Raw genomic sequence first — 19,497 nt, 5'->3', positions numbered from 1 at the left:
TGCGCGCCGTTACGGCAGGAAGCTGCGCCGCCGCGCGTCGATCAGCTCGACCAGCAGCCGGTCGCGCTCGGCCGCCAGGTCCTGCATCGAGCGCGCGCCCTGGATCGCGCGCAATTCGTCGATCAGCTTGCGATCGACGTCCGCGTCGAACGACGGCGTGCCGAGGTCGTCCCACCAGCTCGTCATCGGGCCCGACAGGTGCTCGAGGAAATGCGCGATGCCGCCCGCGCCGCCGCCGAGGTGATAGGTCAGGCACTGCCCCATCAGCGCCCAGCGCAGCCCGGGCCCCCATGCGACGGCCTTGTCCGCGTCGGCGACGCTCACGACGCCCTCGCCGACGAGGTGGTACACCTCGCGAAACAGCGCGGCCGCGAGCCGGTTCGCGACATGTCCGGCCATCTCCTTGTTGAGGACGATCGTCTCCTTGCCGAGCGCATCGTAGAACGTCTTCGCGCGCGCGATCGCGTCGCTGTCGGTCGCGTTGCCGCCGACCAGTTCGACGAGCGGAATCAGGTGCGGCGGGTTGAACGGATGCGCGATCAGGCAGCGCTCCGGATGCTTCGCGCACGCGGTCTGGATCTCCGACATCTTCAGTCCCGACGAACTCGACGCGATCAGCACCTGCGCGGGCAGCACGTCGTCCATCCGGCGATACAGCTCGCGCTTCAGGTCGAGCCGCTCGGGACCGTTTTCCTGCACGAAATCGACGCCGTCGAGCGCGCGCTCGAGATCGGCGTCGAACGCGAGCCGCTTCGACAGCTCGTCGGCGCGCTCGCCGAGAAACGCGGCGAGCGCGTCGCGCAGTCGTGCGTCGGCCCGCGGCGCGGGGTCGGTCGCGACGACGTCGAAGCCCTTCGACAGATAGAAAGCGGCCCAGCTCGCGCCGATCACGCCGGCGCCGACGATCGCGATGCGTTGAATGTCCATATGCGTCCCGTCTCCGTGATTCGTTGATGGCGCGGCGATTGTCGCATCGAACCGCGTCCGCGCGCGCCGACGAAGATTGCATGCCGCGCTCTTGAAATGCGCGGCAGCGGTCACTAATTACGCTTCACCCCGCGGCCGCATGCAGCGCGCTGCCCGTTCCGACCCGCTGGAGAAGCCGGTCGCGCCCGTCATCGACGGCGCGCCGTCGCGTCTCCCGTGCATCCTGTTCCGGAGGACCAACATGAGCGGTATCCATTTCGGCAACGACCTGTTCGACGAATTCGCCCGCGTGCAGCGGCAGATGGCGAACCTGTTCGGCGAACTCCCGTCCGGCATCCGCGCAGTGCGGCCGAACGCCTTCCCGGCGCTGAACGTCGGCGCCACCGACGATGCGATCGAAATCGTCGCATTCGCGCCCGGCATGGCTGCGACCGACTTCGACGTGTCGATCGACAAGGACCTGCTGACGATCAGCGGCGAGCGCAAGCGCGCGCCCCAGGGCGCAGGCGACGACGTGCGCGCGTATGCGCAGGAGCGCTTTCACGGTACGTTCCGCCGCGTCGTCGAGCTGCCGCAGAACGCGGACCCCGACAAGGTCAGCGCCCGCTATGAAAACGGCTGTCTGCTGATCCGTGTCGGACGCCGCGAAGCATCGAAGCCGCGCGCGATCGCCGTCCATTAATCGCTGAGGAGAACGACATGAATACGAGCCAGATCCTGACCGAACGCCAGACGGGCGCCGCTCCCGCGGCTGCGACAGAAAGCGTGCGCCGCCCTGCCGCGATGCCGGCGGTCGACATCGTCGAGGACGGCCGCGGCGTCACGCTGTGGGCCGACCTGCCCGGCGTGCCGCGCGAGAATCTCGACGTGAAGGTGCACGACAACACGCTGACGATCGAAGCCGACACGCGCATCGACACGCCGTCCGAACTGCGCGTGCGTCACGCCGAAGTGCGCGCGCCGCGCTTTGCCCGCAGCTTCGTGCTGAGCCCCGATCTCGACACGTCGCGGATCGAGGCGAACCTGCGCGACGGCGTGCTGACGCTGACCATCCCGCGTCGCGAGGAAAGCCGGCCGCGCCGGATCGACGTGACGGCCGGCAACGCGTAAGCGAACGCGCGCCGCAGCGCGGCGCGTAATGAAAAGCCCCGCCGGACATGCAGTCGGGCGGGGCTTTTTCGCGTCCGGCGCGCACCGGCACGCGGGCCGCACGCAGCGCATTCAATCGAAGTCGAACCGGTCGAACAGCGATCGGCGCCGACGCCGGCCGTCGTGTCGGGACCGGTCGTCGTGCGGGCGGCCGTCGCGGCCCCACGCGTCGTCGCGAGCGCGGGATGCGCATGCATCGCCTGGCGCGGCCGCGTGATCGCGGCGCACCGGCGCGTCGCCGGCATCGCGCGCAATCAGCTTGTCGAGTTCGCCGCGATCGAGCCACACGCCGCGGCACGCAGGGCAGTAATCGATCTCGATCGACTGGCGCTCGGCCATCAGCAGGTCGGGCGTCTTGCAGACGGGACATTTCATCGTGTCGCTCCTTTCAGCATGCGGAGGCCGCCGGCATCCGCTCGAACCTGCCGCCACGGCGGCAGGCATCACTCAGTGGCCTTCCGCGCGCTTGGCCTTCGCGCGCCGCGCCAGCATGTTCATGCCTTCGACGAACGCGGAGAACGCCATCGCCGCGTAGATATAGCCCTTCGGCACGTGCGAGCCGAAGCCTTCCGCAATCAGCGTCATGCCGATCACGACCAGGAACGACAGCGCCAGCATCACGACGGTCGGGTTGCGGTCGATGAAGCGCGCGAGCGGCTGCGCGGCGAACAGCATCACGGTCACGGCGGCGATGACCGCGACGAACATGATCGGGATGTGCTCGGTCATGCCGATCGCCGTCACGATGCTGTCGATCGAGAACACGATGTCGAGCATCAGGATCTGGCCGACCGCCGCCCACATCGTCAGGCCGGCCGCGCCGCCGGACGCGCCGTCGCTGCCGCCGTCGCGCGACACGTGATGATGGATCTCGGTGGTCGCCTTCCAGACCAGGAACAGGCCGCCCGACAGCAGGATCATGTCGCGCCACGAAAACGCATGGTCGAACAGCGAGAACACCGGCTCGGTGAGGCGCGCGATCCAGGCGACGGTGCCGAGCAGCGCGAGGCGCATCACCAGCGCGAGCGCGATGCCGAGCCGCTGCGTGCGGGCGCGCTGCGCCTCGGGCAGCTTGTTGCTCAGAATCGAGATGAAGATCAGGTTGTCGATGCCGAGCACGACCTCCATCACGACGAGGGTCAGGAGCGCGGCCCAGACGGCGGGATCGGCGGCAAGCGTCAGCAGGTAGTCCATGAGAGGAATCGGTGAAATGGAAAGCCTCGATGATATTTCGGTCCACGCTTCGGAAAAATCAGAGAGAATCTGACATCTGGTTCGGTTTTTTCGAAGTTTTGATCCGATGCTGAATTTCCGACATCTTTACTACTTCTGGGTCGTCGTGAAGGAAGGCGGGTTCGCGCGCGCGGCCGAGCGGCTCGACATGGCCGTGCAGACCATCAGCGCGCAGGTGCGCGAGCTCGAGAAATCGCTCGGCCATCAGCTGCTGCGCCCCGCCGGACGCGGCGTCGCGATGACCGACGCCGGGCAGGCCGCCTACGCGCGCGCGGAAGCGATCTTCGAGCTGGGGCGGCTGATTCCGGACGAGGTGCGGGCGGCGGCCAGCCAGCCGACGGTGCGGCTCGCGGTGGGTCTTGCGGACGGGATCTCGAAACTTGCCGCGCACGCGATCCTCGCGCCGGTGCTGCACACGCCCACGCTGCGGCTGCTGTGCCACGAAGGCGAGCACGATGCGCTGCTCGCGGAACTCGCGCTGCATCACCTCGATCTCGTGCTGGCGGGCCAAGGCGCGCCGTCGGGCTCCAACCTGCGCGTGACGAGCGAGCGGCTCGTCGCCTCGCCGGTCGACTGGTACGGCCCCGCCGCGCTGGTCACGCCGGCCGCGCGGCAGCGCTTCCCGCACGGCCTCGCCGAGCTGCCGGTGCTGCTGCCGACCGCGCATTCGGCGCTGCGCGCACGCCTCGACCGCTGGTTCGAGGCCGAGCGGATCCTGCCGCGCATCGTCGGCGAATTCGAGGACAGCGCGCTGATGGCCGTGTTCGCGGCGCGCGGCCTCGGCGTGTTTCCGCTCAGCGAACTCGGTGCGAACGACGCGTCGCTGCTGCGCGGGCTGCGGCGGCTCGGGCGCGCGGGCGACGTGACCGAGGAGATCCATGCGATCCGCTCGCGGCGCGGCGAACATCACCCGCTGACGGCGCAATTGCTTGCCGTCGCGCGTGACGCGTCGGCCGGCTGAAGCGAGCGCGACATCAAACGAAACTATAATAGCGCCCCGGCCATACGAGATTGCCGTACGCCGTCTGGCGCCGCCGCCGGCACGCGCCGGCCGCCGGCCGGCCGTTGCGCACGCTGCGTGCGGCCCGATGCGGCATCTCGCCGAGCCTTTTGAAAGACGCCATGCACAACCGATTCCGTCTGTTTTCCGTTTCGTGCGCGCTCGCGGCCGCGACCGTGCTGGCGGCGTGCTCGTCGCCGCCCAAGCCGATCTATCAGCAGGAGCAGTTCGACGCGACCAGCAGCCCGTACGCACACACGTTCCACGCGAAATCCGACGCGGCCTGCGAGGCCGCGCGGCGCGCGCTGCTGAGCCAGGGCTACGTCGTATCGTCGTCGCGCAACGACGCGGTCGACGGCAGCAAGAATTTCCAGCCGAGCAACGACATGCACGTCGTGATCGAATTTCACGTCGTGTGCGCGGACGCGAACGCGGACGGCACGTCGAGCATCGCCTACGTGAACGCGGTGCAGGACCGCTACACGCTGAAGAAGTCGAACACGTCGGCGAGCGTCGGCCTCAGCGTGTTCGGCTCGCTGTCGCTGCCGATCGGCTCGAGCGACGACGCGCTGGTCAAGACCGCGAGCGAGACGATCCCCGCCGGCGTGTTCTACGAACGCTTCTTCAACCTCGTCGAGCATTTCCTGAAGATCGACCCGGCGCGCCGCGACCGCGCAGCCGTCAAGGCCGCCGAGAAGGAAGCCGTCACGCCGCTGCCGGAGCCCGCGCCGACGCCGCAGGGCGAGCCGATGAAGATGACCACGCCGGTCGTGCCGACGCCGCCCGCCGCGCCGGTGCCGCTGTCCGTGCCGGGCGTCGCCCCGGCCGCCGGCGCGGCCGCCGTGCCGGGTGCGGCGTCGGCTGTGGCGGCGCCGGCGTCGTCTGCGCTGCGGGGTGCGGCGCCCGGTTCGGTTTCGCCGGCGCCTGCGGCTTCGGCACCGGCGTCCGCGTCGGCACCCGGTTCGACGTCCGCTCCGGCGGCAGCGCCCGCCCCTGCTTCGGCGGCGACGCCTGCTTCGGCGCCGGCAGCCGCTTCCGGGCCGGTGACGAACCCGGCTGCTGCTCCGTCCGCCCCGGCGCCTGCTGCGGCGACGCCGGCACCGGCGTCGGCCGCGCCAACACCGGCGTCCGCGACACCCGCGCCGGCCAATCCCGCGCCCGCTCCGGCGGGCAACGCATCGACACCCGCGAATACCGCCCCCGCGACGCCGTCGGCGCCGTCCGGCGCCAGCACGCCCGCCGCGAACTGAACGGCCTTGCCACTGTCGTCGCGCGACGCGGTACGCCTTCCCGCTTGCGTCGTTCACCGACCGAGAATATCGGCGCGCACGACAGGCTGTCGTGCGCAAACGCTCGATGGTAAAGGCAATAGCGACGCCACGAAACGGATGACGTAGGCGCGTATCTGCCTCGGCATTCACGGAATGCCGATAACGCCACCACCGCTGCACGTCGGTGCCGATCAGGCGAATTACACAGCTCCGTCGTCCGCCGCTTGCGCATCAGTCCGACGCTGCATGCAGCGCGCGCCAATCGACGAACCCTCACCCGACCGACGCCCGGACCGCCGGCTGAACATCCGCGCCGGATCCCCGAAAAATATTTCAATTCGCCGACACGACGCGCGCCTCCGTCCGTGTTTTTAAATTGACACCAAAAACGGCCGTTTAATGCGGGTTCGAATTGTTACGGACGGAAATATACTGCGCGCGCATCCCACCCTCGTGCCAAAGAGAGGATGCTTTTTTGCCCCGGCCACGGTCCCCCTGTGGTCGGGGTATTTTTTGTCTGCGCCCCGGCTGGCAAGGCTTTTCGATGGGGCGCTCCGATGCACGCGCCACTGCATCGGGACAGCCGCCGCCCCTGCGGCACGGCCCGTCCACAGCCCGTCATTGCATGCGCACCGGCCGACCTGCCGGTTGCGTCACCGAACGGAGCCCGTTCACTGCCGGCATCCGCGAATGTCCGATATCCGGCCGCGCCCTTCGCATCAGCCACCTTGCATCGGCCTTTCGCCGACGAACGGCCACCGTATATCCGCGCTCCATGTTGCTCGGACGACGATTGGCGGCGAACCGACGCCTTCCCGATCCTCGCGCACACCACGCCCATGCCCCTCACGCCGGCCATGGATTGTTGAATCCAGATCAAGATAATTTCGCCCGGACACGGCTTTTTCCGCAAAAGTCATGCAGGCACACTGCGCACTGTCCGCAACGGCGAGCGACGCCGTTGTCCATTGCTTTCAGGAGCCCCGCGCATGAACGCCCCGACTTCCTCTTCTGCCCGCCCCGGCGGTGCCGCCCTGCCGCTGCTCGCGCTCGCCGCCGGCGCGTTCGGCATCGGCACGACCGAGTTTTCGCCGATGGGCCTGCTGCCCGTGATCGCCGACGGCGTGCACGTGTCGATCCCGCAGGCCGGCATGCTGATCAGCGCCTACGCGATCGGCGTGATGGCCGGCGCACCGCTGATGACGCTGCTGCTCGCGCGCTGGCCGCGCCGCTCGGCGCTGATCGCGCTGATGTCGATCTTCACGGTCGGCAATCTGCTGTCGGCCGTCGCGCCGAACTACACGACGCTGCTGCTCGCGCGGCTCGTCACGAGCCTCAATCACGGCGCGTTCTTCGGGCTCGGATCGGTCGTCGCGGCCAGCCTCGTGCCGCGCAACAAGCAGGCCAGCGCCGTCGCGACGATGTTCACGGGCCTCACGATCGCGAACGTCGGCGGCGTGCCGGCCGCGACCTGGCTCGGCCAGATCATCGGCTGGCGGATGTCGTTTGCGGCGACGGCGGGCCTCGGCCTGGTCGCGATCGCCGGGCTGTTCGCTGCGCTGCCGAAGGGCGAAGCGGGCAGGATGCCGGACCTGCGGGCCGAGTTGTCGGTGCTCACGCGTCCGGTCGTGCTCGGCGCGCTCGCGACCACGGTGCTCGGCGCCGGCGCGATGTTCACGCTGTATACGTATGTCGCGCCGACGCTCGCACACCTGAGCGGCGCGACGCCCGGCTTCGTCACGGCGATGCTGGTGCTGATCGGCGTCGGCTTCTCGATCGGCAACATCGCGGGCGGCCGCCTCGCGGACCGCTCGCTCGACGGCAGCCTGATCGGCTTCCTGGTGCTGCTGATCGCGACGATGGCCGCATTCCCGCTGCTCGCCGGCTCGCATGTCGGCGTCGCCGCGACGCTGCTGGTGTGGGGCATCGCGACGTTCGCGGTCGTGCCGCCGCTGCAGATGCGCGTGATGCGCGCCGCCGCCGAAGCGCCGGGCCTCGCGTCGGCCGTCAACATCGGTGCATTCAACCTCGGCAACGCACTGGGCGCGGCGGCCGGCGGTGCGGCGATCTCGGCCGGCTTCGGCTATGCGGCGGTGCCGCTCGTCGGCGGCCTGATCGCTGCGGCCGGGCTCGCGCTAGTCGTGCTGCAGGTCGCGCAGCGCCGGAACGTGGCAGTCGCCGCGAATTCGTAAGCGCCGTGATGGGGAGAACGCGCGCCGGGCCGGTATCGGCGCGCCCGCCCGACGCCTTGCCGGCACCGACATTCGATGGCAATGACTCATGCGCGTCGGTGCCGATTACGTCGCAACAGCGGTCACCGCCGTACAATATGCAATATGGCCGGCTTCGGCGTTTCAATTGAATTTCGACAATTCAATCCGCGCCCCTGGATATCGACGATTTCACCCGCCATCAAATAAGAGCCCGGCTTATCCGCTTATCGAAATCGATTCAAGCGGAATATCCGTCGAATAACCGCCCTTCCCCTTTCAATTTATCGTTCCGAACAGCTGTCCGCAATGCACTGCGCCATACTGAAAAATCGCATCGCACCCCGCTCAGACCGCGCATAAATTACCGTATACAAAGAAAAATTTTCACTCCACAGGCCCCGCCCCGAATCCCAAGCGGCAATGTTTTCCCAAACCTTTCACCGATCGGCCACGCTGACTGTAACAAAATGAAACAGCTTCACCGACAAGATTGAAAGATTGATCAATTCGTATCAGGATTTAGCGGACCGCGGCAAGCAACGCGCGGCATAAATCGAATCAAAATCCGATCGATGAGGGATCCGCGTGAAACTCGCCCTTGCTTCCACGACATTCGCGCTCGCGATGTCAATCGGCCTTCAGTCTCCCGCTGTGGCAGCCACCTATTCGAACGGCACCGCGACTGCCACCTTCAACGTCACGCTGACCCTGCAACCGAACTGCACGATCGCTGCGACGCCGCTGAACTTCGGCACCAACGGCGTGCTCGCGACCGCGATCAACCAGCAGACCACCGTCAACGTGACCTGCACGAACACGACGCCGTACAACGTCGGCCTCGACGCGGGCTCGGTCACCGGCTCGAGCGTGGCAAGCCGCCTGATGGCCGGCACGTCGACGGGCAACACGACCACGACCGTCGGCTTCCAGCTCTACCAGGACGCGGGACGCACGACGATCTGGGGCAACACGCAAGGCACCAACACGGTGGCCGGCACCGGCACGGGCGCCGCGCAGGCGCTGACCGTCTACGGCCAGGTGCCCGCGCAGGCGACGCCGAAGCCCGACACCTACCAGACGACCGTGACCGCCACCGTCTACTTCTGACGCACGCCGCTTCACATGACCGTTTTTCGTCGAACGCTCGCCGCGCTGCTGTGCGCGGCCGGCGCCGCGCATGCCGCGTCGCTGCAGATTTCACCCGTATCGATCGAATTCGCCGCGGACGATACGGCGAGCGGCATCACGCTGCGCAACCCGGGCGAGCGCCCCGTGTACGGACAGGTACGCGTGTTCCGCTGGGACCAGGTCGACGGACAGGACACGCTGACGCCAACCCAGGACCTCGTCGCGAGCCCGCCGCTGATCCAGGTCGCGACGCAGTCCGACCAGCTGATCCGAGTCGTGCGCGCGTCGCACGCGCCGTCGGGCGCCGAGCAGAGCTACCGGCTGCTGATCGACGAGCTGCCGCAGCCCGGCGAGGCGCCGACCAGCGGCGTCGCGATCCGGCTGCGCTATTCGATCCCGGTGTTCGTCGAACCGGCCACCGACGGCGCGCCGCAACTCGACTGGACGCTGCTGCGCCGCAACGGCGACTGGCTGCTGCGCGTGCGCAATCTCGGCGCGCGGCGCGCGCAGCTGGCCTCGGTCGAGCTCGTGACGGCCGATGGACACAAGTATCCGCTCACGCGCGGGCTGCTCGGCTATGCGCTTGCCGGCCGCACCGGCCAGTGGAGCGTGCCGCTGCCGGCCGGCGTCGCACTTACTGGCAAGGTGACGGTGCGCGCGGCCGTCAATTCGCAACCGGCCAGCGCGGTGGTCGCGGTGGAGCCATCGGGCTGACCGGCCGGTGCGTCGCCCGGCCCCTTTCCCTGTCCCGCTCCGCCGCGCGCCGCGACGTGCATCGCGTGCCGCCTGCGCGGCCGTGGTGGCCGGCAGCCTGCTCGCGCTCGGCGCCGCACAGGCGGACGAACCGGCAGCCCTCGTGATGGCCGAAGGCAAGCACGACGTGATCCTCGGCGTCAGCGTCAACGGCGACGACACGGCGCTGCTCGCGCATTTCGTCGAACGCGACGGCCACCTGTCCGCGAGCGGCGCCGACCTGCGCGCGATCGGCTTCGCGACCGACCGGCTCGGCATCGCCGATGCGACAACCGTCGACCTCGACTCGATCGCCGGCCTCAGCTACCGCTACGACGCTGCGCGCCAGGTCGTCGACCTGCGGATGCCCGACAGCCTGCGCCGCCCGTACGCGCTCGACAGCCGCGCGCTGCCGGCCACGCAGGCGGCCACCGCGTCGCGCGGCCTCGTGATCAACTACGACGCGTATGCGCAGACGCTCGGCGAGCAGCAGTTCTCGCTGTACACCGACCTGCGCTACTTCGACCCGCACGGCGTGTTCAACAACACGGGCACCGCCTACTTCTACAACGGCCAGCGGCACTATACGCGCTTCGACACGTCGTGGAGCCGCTCGGACCCGGCACGGCCGAGCACCACGCAGATCGGCGACGCGGTGTCGGGCTCGCTCGCATGGACGCGCTCGGTCCGCCTCGGCGGCTTCCAGTGGCGCAGCAACTTCGCGCTGCGCCCCGACCTCGTGACGTTCCCGATTCCGTCGCTGTCGGGCTCCGCCGCGGTGCCGACCGCGGTCGACCTGTACATCAACAACGTGCGCCAGTACAGCGGCAGCGTGCCGAGCGGCCCGTTCATCATCCGCGACGTGCCGGGCATCACCGGCGCCGGCCAGGCGACCGTCATCACGCGCGACGCGCTCGGGCGCACGGTGGCGACCTCCGTGCCGCTCTACGTCGATACGCGGATGCTCGCCGCGGGGCTGTCGAGCTATTCGTTCGAGGCCGGCTTCCTGCGCCGCAACTACGGGCTGCAGTCGTTCGACTACGACGCGCGGCCGGCCGTCAGCGGATCGATGCGGCGCGGCCTCAGCGACGTGCTGACCGTCGAGGGCCATGCCGAGGCGACCGGCGGCGTGCTCAATGCCGGCGTCGGCGCGCTGATGAGGCTCGGCCACGCGGGCGTCCTGAGCGGCGCGGTCGCGGGCAGCGCCGGCCGCTATCCGGGCACGCAGGTCAGCGTCGGCTACCAGCTGATCGAGCCGCGCTTCTCGATCAATGCGCAGACGACCCGCGCCTTCGGCCGCTATGGCGACCTGGCCTCGCGCGACGGCACGCCGGTGCCGTCGGCGACCGACCAGGCGACCTTCGCGCTGCCGTTCCTGCATCGCCAGACGCTGTCGCTCAGCTATATCGGCTTCCGGCTGCCGCAGGGGCCGAGCGCGCGGATCGGCACGGTGTCGTACACGCTCGGACTCGGCGATCTCGTGTCGCTGAGCGTCAGCGCGTATCGCGACTTCGCGCAGCACGGCGCGAACGGCGCGTTCGTGTCGCTGAACATCGGGCTCGGCCGCAACACGTCGATCAACGCGACGGTCGGCCGGCAGAACGGTCAGTCGAACTACACGGTCGATGCGAGCCGGCCGCCCGACTACGACGGCGGCTGGGGCTGGGGCGTGCAGACCGGCGGCACGGGCGCGGTGCCGTACCGGCAAGCGCAGCTGCGCTATCTCGGTCACGCCGGCGAAGTGATCGCGGCCGCGCAGAGCATCGACCGGCAGACCGGCGCATCGCTCGACGTGAGCGGCGCGGTCGTGTTGATGGATCGCAGCCTGCAGTTGTCGCGCCGCATCGACGACGGCTTCGCGCTCGTGTCGACCGACGGCGTCGCGGGCATTCCGGTGCTGCACGAGAACCGCGTGATCGGCACGACCGATCGCGCAGGCCATCTGCTCGTGCCCGACCTGAACGCGTATCAGAACAACCAGATCGCAATCGACGCGATGAAGCTGCCCGCCGACGCGCGGCTCGCGCGCACGTCGATGACGGTGGTGCCGCAGGCGCAATCGGGCGTCGTCGCGCATTTCGGCGTGTCGCGCTATCGCGCGGCGTCGGTGATCCTGCACGACGATGCCGGCCGCGCGCTGCCGGCCGGCGCGCGCGTCCACCACGTCGAAAGCGGCGCGAACACGATCGTCGGCTACGACGGACTCACGTTCGTCGACGGACTGAAGGAGGACAACCATCTCGTGATCGACTACGGTTCACGCCGCTGCGAAGCGGAATTCCCGTTCACCGCGCCCGGCAACGGCACGCTGCCGACCGTCGGGCCGCTCACGTGCCGGGCAACGCAATGAGGCGCGTGCTGCTGCTTGTCGTCGCGCTCGCCGCGTGGTGCGGCGTGCCGCGTCACGCGCAGGCCGAGAGCTGCACGGCGGCCGCGTCGAACGTGAACTTCGGCTCGGTGAGCCCGATCACGCGCGCGTCGGTGGCCGTGACGGGCGCCGTCAACGTGACCTGCACGTGGTCGGCCCTGACCGTGACGCCGAACGTGCTCGTCTGCCTGAATCTCGGCGGCACGAGCCCGCGCAGCCTCGTGAACGGCAGCAACGCGATGCAGTACGACCTGTACCAGGACGCCGCGCATTCGGTCGCGTGGGGCTCGATCTATTCCGGTACGACGCCGCTGTCGGTCACGCTGGTCAAGCCGGCGCTCGGCACGACCGCGAGCGCGACCGTCACCTTCTACGGCCAGATCACCGGCAACCAGCCGACCGTGCCGACGACCGGCAACAGCAGCACGACCTACTCGCAGAACTTCGGCGGCAACACGACGTCGGTCAACGCCGGCTTCTACCTGCTCGGCGCCCCGACCTGCGCATCGCTGACCACGTCGAACGGCACCTTTCCGTTCAGCGCGACCGCGACCGTCGTCAACAACTGCAACATCAGCGCGACCAACGTGAGCTTCGGCACCGCGAGCGTGCTGTCGGGCGCGCTGACGGCGACCGGCTCGATCACCGCGCAGTGCACCAACGGCGACGCATGGAAGATCGCGTTGAACGGCGGCGGCAGCGGCAATGTGATGGCGCGGCAGATGCAGCGCAGCGGCGGAGGCGGCACGATCGGCTACGGGCTCTATACCGATGCGGCCCGGTCGATTCCGTGGGGAGACGGCACCGGCGGCAGCTCGACGGTCACAGGCGTCGGCACCGGCACGTCGCAGGTCGTGACCGTGTACGGCACGGTGCCCGCGCAGACGACGCCCGCGCCCGGCAACTACAGCGACACGATCACCGCGACGATCAGCTTCTAGCGCGGCGGCAAGGGTTCATACGTGTGCGCAGCGGTGCGCGGTGGCGCCGGACGAGGCCCGGCGCGTGGCCGGAAGTCAGGCCGCGTCGCCCTTGCGCGACGCAACGGCGACCGTGGTCGGTGATTCCGCCAACGGCACAAATCGCCGCGTGGCGCCATCGAGCGCGTCGATCACGCCCCGCTCGATATCGTAGACCCACCCGTGCAGATTCATGCGCCCCTGTTCGAGCGCGAGTGCAACGGAAGGATGCGTGCGCAGGTTGGCGAGCTGCGCGATGACGTTCTCGCGCACCAGGCCATCGAGTTTGGCGCGCGGCGTATCGAACTCGTGCGCGGCATTGATGGCTTTGGCGGCATCCGAATGGCGCAGCCAGTTCGCGACGGCGGGCATGTGATCGAGACAGGTGCAGCGCGAGATCGCGCCCATCGCCCCGCAGTCGGAGTGGCCGCATATCACGATGTCCCTGACGCCGAGCACCGCCACCGCATATTCGACGGTCGCCGAAACACCGCCCGGCTCGGGGCCGTAGGACGGCACGATGTTCCCCGCGTTGCGGATCACGAACAATTCGCCGGGTTCACGCTGGGTAAGCAGCTCCGGGACGACCCGGCTGTCCGAGCACGTGACGAACAATGCCTTCGGATTTTGTGTGGTGGCCAGCTTCTTGAACAGCTCCACGCGTTGCGGGTAGATCTCGCGCTGAAAGCGCAGGAAGCCGTCGATGATGTCGCGCATGAAATCCTCCTTGAATCCTCGCGGCTCGCAGCCGCCACCTGTCGGCGGCGCTGTCGAGCCGGCCGGCATTATCGCAGATCGCGCGCTTCGCGCCGCCGGTCTCGTCCGGCATGACGCAGCCGGCATGCTGTGCCGGCTATACCCGCGCCGGCCGCCGCCGGGCGACGACCTCGGCGGGGCAAGAGAAAAAAATGGCGCCCGATACCCCGACACGCCTGACGGTCCTTGCTCCACGAGCCCGTCTGTTCCACGGCCCTGGCAAACCACGCCGGGCGAGCACGAAAATTGCGCAGTCGCCAACCGACCGCATCGTGCACTTGCCCGGCAGCCGGGAACGAGGCGGCGGTCTCGACGGTGAATACGGTCTCCGAGGATGCGGACTGCAACGACGCACGCCGCGCATGCCCCGGAGCCGCCGGCCGCCATTGTTGATGGATGGGGGTCGCGGCGATAGACTCCGTCCCACATCAGCAAAACAAGCAGGAGGACGGCCGTGGGGTCGAATTTCACCACCGAGCAACTGCGGGTGGTCGTACTGGGCGGCTCGGCCGGCAGCCTGGACGCCCTGCGCGCGATCGTCGCCGCCCTGCCGGCTCAGGCGGGCTTCGCCGTCCTCGTCATCACCCATCTCGATCCGAGCGAGGAAAGCCGGCTGGCCGAGATCCTGCAGGCGGACTCGCGCATGCCGGTCGAGAAACTGGCCCATCTGCGCAAGATCGAGCATGACCGTTTGTACGTGCTGCCCGAGAATGCCGGCGTGATCGCACTGGACGGTCATTTCCGGCTCACGCGCCGACAGGCCGGACTGAACCTGCCGATCGACACCTGCCTCGCATCGCTCGCGCAGGATCCGGACGTCAATGGTGCGGCGGTGATCCTGTCCGGCACCGGGCAGGACGGAGCGTCGGGCCTGGTGGACCTGAAGGCCTCCGGCGGCTTCGCGATTGCGCAACAGCCGCAGACGGCCAGCCACCAGGGCATGCCGACAGCGGCAATCGATACCGGTCTGGTCGACGAGGTGCTGCCGCCCGCAGACATCGCCCGGTGCCTGGTGCAGCGCTTTGGCGACCCGGCCCGCGGCGACGGGACTGCCGACGGGCAGGCGTCGGACCACGACGCGCTCGGCACCGCGGTCTCCATCGTCCAGCAGAAGACCGGCATCAATCTCGGCTACGTCAAGGACGTCAACCTGCGCCGCCGGTTTCTGCGCCGCGTGCTGTTGCAGAAGGACCGGGACGTCGATGCCTACCTGCAACTGCTGCGCAGCGATGCACGCGAAGCCGAAGCGCTGCGGGACGACATTCTGATCGGCGTGACCGCCTTCTTCCGCGACGCCGAGTTCGTCAACGTGCTTCGTCAGTCCGTCATCCCTTCCCTGCTCGAGCTCAAGCGCGATCCGATTCGCGTATGGGTGCCGGCCTGCTCGACGGGAGAAGAGGTTTACACCATTGCGACGCTGCTGCGGGAGGCGCTCGATCGCGAGGCGCTGCACCGCCACGTGCAGATTTTCGGCACCGACATCAACGAGGCATCGATCGAGATCGCGCGAGCCGGCCGCTACAGCCTGGCATCGATCGACGACGTGCCGGAGGCGTTTCGCGAAACCACGTTCGCCGCCACCTCGGGCGGCTACGTCGTGCGCAAGTCGATCCGCGACATGTGCGTGTTCGCGCGGCACAACGTGCTCACCCACGCGCCGTTCTCCGGCATGGACCTGATCAGTTGCCGCAACCTGCTGATCTACCTGCGCAAGGAGGCCCAGCAGCACGTGCTCGAGGTATTGCATTACGCGTGCCGGCCGGACGGTTTCGTGCTGCTCGGTCGCGCCGAAGCCGTTTCCGGCACGGACGGCTTCGAGCATGCGGGCGCGCCGCACCTGTACCGCAAAGTACCGGCCGCGAAGCGGCAACAAGGCGCGTTTCCGATCGATGCATTGCGGCCGTGGGCCAGCCAGGGCGTCGCACCGTCGGTACGCCGTGTCCAGCAGCCGGACCCCGTCCTGGAGGCGGCCAACCGTGCGGCGCTGGAACGCTATGCGCCGCCCGGCTTCGTGGTCGACGACAAGGGCGACGTCGTCCACTTTCGCGGCGACGTGTCGGGCTTCGTCGCGCCCGCGAGCGGGGAAGCCTCGCTGGCCCTGCCGCGCCTGTTGCGCCCCGAGCTGAACGTGACGGTGCGCACGGCCCTGATCGAGGCCAAGCGCACGGGGCATCCCGTGCGGCGCGAGCGGGTCGCCCTGGACGACGCGTACTTCGCGCTGGAGGTACTGCCGCTCGCGGCCGACGACCTGGTCCCGCACTACCTCGTCACGGTGGAGCGCCTGCCCGCCGACGCGCCCGCGCCGCAAAGCGCCGGCGCAGGCAGCGCGAACGGCCGCGTTCAGGAGCTTGAACGCACCATCACCACGCTGTCCGACGAACTCGAGGCCACGCAGGGGCAGCTCAAGAGCGTGGTCGCGGAATTCGAATCGGCCAACGAAGAGCTGCGCACCGCCAACGAGGAAATGCTCAGCACCAACGAGGAGCTGCAGAGCGCCAACGAAGAATTGCTGCTCGCCAAACAGGAGCTCGAGTCGGCCAACCAGGAGCTGGCGTCGCTGAACGAAGAGCTCAAATCGCGCAACCAGCAGCTGGACCGGGCCAACGACGACCTGAGCAATCTGGTCGAAGGCATTCCGCTGCCGGTGGTCGTGCTCGACCGGCAGCTGCGTCTGCGCCATTTCTCGCCGCAGGCACAAACGCTGTTCGCGTTGCCCGACGACAGTGTCGGGCAGCCGATGGCCCAGCAGAACAAGCTGTTCTCCGCGGCCGATCTCGAACGGGTGGTGCAGTCCGCCGTGCAGGGGCTCGCCGACGTGGAGCACGAGTATCAGGACAGCGAAGGTCGCTGGTGGCTCGTCAACGTGCGTGCATACCGCACGGCCGACGATCGCATCGACGGCGCGGTGCTCGCATTCCAGGACATCGATGCGCTCAAGCGCGCCCTCGGGACCGCGCAAGCCGCCAGGACGGAGGCCGAGCGCGCCAATACGGCAAAGGACAACTTTCTCGGCCTGGTGTCGCACGAGCTGCGCGCGCCGCTGAACGTGATTTCCGGCTGGGCGGCCGTGCTGGCGACGGCCAGCGAACGCGGGATGCCGGCCGACGAGCAAATGAGTCAGCGCGCGGTGACGACCATCATGCGCCACTGTCAGCTGCAGGCCGAACTCATCGACGATCTGCTGGATGTCTCCCGCATCTCCTCCGGCCGGTTCTCGCTCGACACGAAGCCGGCCGACTTCGCGGCGATCGTGCAGACCGTGGTGGAAAGCAATCGTCCCGTCGCGGCGAGGAAGGAGATTTCGCTCGCCACGGCCGGGCTGAACGCCCGGGCCGTCGTGAGCGGCGATGCGCGGCGCTTGCAGCAGGTCGCATCCAACCTGATCGGCAATGCACTGAAATTCACGCCGCAAGGCGGCCGCGTGGAGGTCGCACTGACGCGCCTGGGCACGATGCTCGAACTGTCGGTCACCGACAACGGGATCGGCGTAAGCGCCGAGCAGCTTCCCTATCTGTTCGACCGCTTCATGCAGTCCGACACGAGTCGCACGCGCAACTACGGCGGCCTCGGCCTGGGTCTGTCGATCGTCAAGCATCTGGTGACGGCGCACGGCGGCACGGTCACGGCCAGCAGCGAGGGCGAGGGCCGCGGTACGCGACTGACGGTGCGCCTGCCGTCGCTGCAGGACTCCATCGTCGATGCGGACGCCGCTGCGCCCGCCTCGAGCGGCTCGGTGCGCCTGGAAGGCCTGTCGGTCCTGCTGGTTGACGACGACGTGCAGGCGCAGGAGGCACTGGCGCATCTGCTGCGCGGCCTTGGCGCGCAAGTCCAGCTCGCCACCGGCGCCAAGGATGCGCTCGCGCGGCTCGCGGCCGGCTCTTTCGACATCCTGATCAGCGACCTCGCGATGCCGGACGACGACGGTCATGCCCTGCTGCGCGGCGTGCGCGAGCGCGAAGGCGATCGACAGCGCATTTACGCGCTGGCCCTCACCGGTCTGGCGTCGATCAACGATCGGGATGCCGCGATCGCCGCGGGATTCGACGATCATCTGCCCAAGCCGGTGAATCTGCAGTTGCTGCTGGAGAAGCTGTCGCTCGGACGCGGTCGGTAGGCGCCGCCCTCCGCTCGACGAGGTTCATGCGGGTCTGCCTCGCTTGCGCATGGCACGCTCTTTTCTTAGTATCCGGAAAGCAAATCGACAATAACGGCGCGAATGCGCCCTCCATCGAGGAAACGGATGCAAGCGCGCTCGTCAGCGCCTCATTATGTCGTCGCCATCGGCGTGTTGATCGCATGCGCGCTCATGGGGCTATGCATATTGCAATTGTTCCAGAGCCGGAACGATGCGCTCGATCGGGCGCGCGAGACTTCACACAACCTGGTGTTGGTCGCCGAGCGCGACATCGCCCGCAATTTCGAGCTGTACAATCTTTCGCTCGAAGCGGTGATTCAAGGCGTCCAGCGGCCGGACGTGATGGCCGCCGCGCCGGCATTGCGTCGCAGCGTGCTGTTCGACCACGCGATGACGGCCCAATATCTGGGCTCGATGCTGGTGCTCGACGCACACGGCAATATCGTCCTCGACTCGCAGAACGATATACCGCGCAAAGGCAATTTCGCGGATCGCAAGTACTTCACGGTTCACCGCGATCGCGACGACGTCGGGCTGTACATCAGCGATCCGTTCGAGTCGCGCCTGCGCGGCGGCACGCCGAGCATCGCGCTGACCCGCCGCATCTCGAACCCGGACGGCTCATTCGCCGGCGTCGCCCTGATCGCCATCAATCTCGAGTACTTCCACACGCTGTTCGCCGGCCTGGCGCTGGGCCCGCACGGGTCGATCTCCCTGATCGGCACCGACGGCATCATGGTCATGCGCCAGCCGTACGACATACACACCGTCGGGCGCGACATCCGCGGCGCCGCCACTTTCCGCCGGTTCCGCCTCGCGCCCGAAGGCTCCTTTCTCGAGAAGTCGACGATCGACGGCGTGCGTCGCCTGTATTACTTCAAGACCCTGCCGCACCTGCCCTTGATCCTGATGGTCGCCGAAGCCGAACAGGACATCTATGCGGCATGGTACCGGCGCGCAATGACGATCGGCGCCCTCGTCGCCACGTTCGGCGCGGCGTTCATCGCGCTTTCCGTCCTGCTCAGCAGCCAGCTTCGACGCCGCATGCGGGCCGAGTCCGAACTGATCCTGCTCGCCCGCACCGACGGCCTCACCGGCCTGGACAATCGCCGCAGCTTCGGCGAGGTCCTCGACAGGGAATGGCGCCGCGCACGTCGCATGCGTTCGGTCTTCTCGCTGCTGTTCGTCGACGTCGACCGCTTCAAGGCCTATAACGACACCTACGGCCATCAGGCCGGCGACGACGCGCTCGCCGCTGTCGCCCGCTGCATCGGCGACAGCATCCGTCGGCCGGCGGACGTCGCGGCCCGCTATGGCGGCGAAGAATTCGTCGTGTTGCTGCCCGACACGTCGGAAAACGGCGCGGCGCAGATCGCCGAGCGCATCCGGCTCGCCATCAACGAACTGGGCCTCGAGCATGCCGGCAGCGAATACGGCCGCGTCACCGCGAGTATCGGTCTGGCCAGCTGGACGCCCGAGCACGACGACGATCCCGGCGCAATCATCAAGGCCGCGGACGAGGCGTTGTACTACGCGAAGGCAACCGGTCGAAACAAGATTTCCGCCGCCCGGCATCCGGCCTAGGCGCGAGCCGGTTTCGGCGTAGCCGTCAGCGTTGCGGCCGCG

The 19,497-nt window shown here is 68.4% G+C and carries 15 protein-coding genes; 11 read left to right on the top strand and 4 right to left on the bottom strand.

Translation table 11 applies throughout. The features are described from left to right. Positions 1-9: 9 nt before the first annotated feature. Positions 10-927, bottom strand: coding sequence for a 3-hydroxyacyl-CoA dehydrogenase NAD-binding domain-containing protein (locus WS57_RS24090; RefSeq protein ID WP_059514465.1), 918 nt, complete (start codon positions 925-927; stop codon positions 10-12). A 241-nt stretch (positions 928-1,168) separates the two neighbouring features. Between WS57_RS24090 and WS57_RS24085 the strand changes: the two genes are divergently transcribed. Together WS57_RS24085 and WS57_RS24080 are read left to right on the top strand one after the other, a co-directional pair. Next, complete coding sequence (locus WS57_RS24085; RefSeq protein ID WP_009691080.1) at positions 1,169-1,609, top strand: Hsp20/alpha crystallin family protein; 441 nt, start codon at positions 1,169-1,171, stop codon at positions 1,607-1,609. Positions 1,610-1,626: 17 nt separating this feature from the next. Further along, positions 1,627-2,037 carry an Hsp20/alpha crystallin family protein gene (locus WS57_RS24080; protein WP_060298206.1) on the top strand — a complete coding sequence of 137 codons (411 nt, stop codon included), beginning with the start codon at positions 1,627-1,629 and terminating at the stop codon, positions 2,035-2,037. 111 nt (positions 2,038-2,148) lie between these two features. Here WS57_RS24080 and WS57_RS24075 read toward each other — a convergent pair whose 3' ends face one another. Next, the gene (locus WS57_RS24075; RefSeq protein WP_059514461.1) at positions 2,149-2,451 is read right to left on the bottom strand and encodes a zf-TFIIB domain-containing protein; all 303 of its coding nucleotides are present in this window, start codon (positions 2,449-2,451) and stop codon (positions 2,149-2,151) included. A gap of 72 nt (positions 2,452-2,523) precedes the next feature. Beyond that, entirely contained in the window at positions 2,524-3,270 is a 747-nt protein-coding gene (locus tag WS57_RS24070) for a TerC family protein (RefSeq protein WP_059514460.1), read from the bottom strand. Between the two features lie 106 nt (positions 3,271-3,376). Between WS57_RS24070 and WS57_RS24065 the strand changes: the two genes are divergently transcribed. The 7 genes from WS57_RS24065 (at position 3,377) to WS57_RS24035 (ending at position 12,962) form a co-directional block, all read left to right on the top strand. Beyond that, positions 3,377-4,270: a LysR family transcriptional regulator gene (locus WS57_RS24065; protein WP_059601919.1), complete on the top strand. Its 894-nt coding sequence runs from the start codon at positions 3,377-3,379 to the stop codon at positions 4,268-4,270. A 161-nt stretch (positions 4,271-4,431) separates the two neighbouring features. After that, positions 4,432-5,559 carry a DUF2242 domain-containing protein gene (locus WS57_RS24060; protein WP_069244929.1) on the top strand — a complete coding sequence of 376 codons (1,128 nt, stop codon included), beginning with the start codon at positions 4,432-4,434 and terminating at the stop codon, positions 5,557-5,559. A 1,010-nt stretch (positions 5,560-6,569) separates the two neighbouring features. Continuing rightward, positions 6,570-7,772 (top strand): MFS transporter, encoded by a 1,203-nt coding sequence (locus WS57_RS24055; protein WP_069244928.1) that lies wholly within the window; start codon positions 6,570-6,572, stop codon positions 7,770-7,772. Between the two features lie 645 nt (positions 7,773-8,417). Then, positions 8,418-8,900: a spore coat U domain-containing protein gene (locus WS57_RS24050; protein ID WP_052102212.1), complete on the top strand. Its 483-nt coding sequence runs from the start codon at positions 8,418-8,420 to the stop codon at positions 8,898-8,900. Positions 8,901-8,915: 15 nt separating this feature from the next. Beyond that, complete coding sequence (locus tag WS57_RS24045) at positions 8,916-9,635, top strand: molecular chaperone (protein ID WP_009688547.1); 720 nt, start codon at positions 8,916-8,918, stop codon at positions 9,633-9,635. A gap of 82 nt (positions 9,636-9,717) precedes the next feature. Next, positions 9,718-12,003 (top strand): fimbria/pilus outer membrane usher protein, encoded by a 2,286-nt coding sequence (locus WS57_RS24040; protein WP_230949705.1) that lies wholly within the window; start codon positions 9,718-9,720, stop codon positions 12,001-12,003. After that, positions 12,000-12,962: a spore coat U domain-containing protein gene (locus WS57_RS24035; RefSeq protein WP_069244927.1), complete on the top strand. Its 963-nt coding sequence runs from the start codon at positions 12,000-12,002 to the stop codon at positions 12,960-12,962. The genes WS57_RS24040 and WS57_RS24035 overlap by 4 nt, the downstream gene beginning before the upstream one ends. A gap of 75 nt (positions 12,963-13,037) precedes the next feature. On the opposite strand, the gene WS57_RS24030 is transcribed toward WS57_RS24035, so the two are convergent. Continuing rightward, positions 13,038-13,697 carry a carbonic anhydrase gene (locus WS57_RS24030; RefSeq protein WP_009692827.1) on the bottom strand — a complete coding sequence of 220 codons (660 nt, stop codon included), beginning with the start codon at positions 13,695-13,697 and terminating at the stop codon, positions 13,038-13,040. A gap of 493 nt (positions 13,698-14,190) precedes the next feature. Here WS57_RS24030 and WS57_RS24025 point away from each other — a divergent pair, with 493 nt between their 5' ends. Beyond that, positions 14,191-17,850 carry a CheR family methyltransferase gene (locus tag WS57_RS24025; RefSeq protein WP_069244926.1) on the top strand — a complete coding sequence of 1,220 codons (3,660 nt, stop codon included), beginning with the start codon at positions 14,191-14,193 and terminating at the stop codon, positions 17,848-17,850. Positions 17,851-17,976: 126 nt separating this feature from the next. Beyond that, positions 17,977-19,455: a sensor domain-containing diguanylate cyclase gene (locus WS57_RS24020; protein ID WP_069244925.1), complete on the top strand. Its 1,479-nt coding sequence runs from the start codon at positions 17,977-17,979 to the stop codon at positions 19,453-19,455. The last annotated feature ends 42 nt before the right edge of the window (positions 19,456-19,497 follow it).

It is taken from the genome of Burkholderia pseudomultivorans (assembly GCF_001718415.1).
GTDB classification, from domain to species: Bacteria; Pseudomonadota; Gammaproteobacteria; order Burkholderiales; family Burkholderiaceae; genus Burkholderia; species Burkholderia pseudomultivorans_A.
Note: the sequence above shows the minus strand (reverse complement) of the source record. Positions and strands in the feature narration are given on the sequence as shown.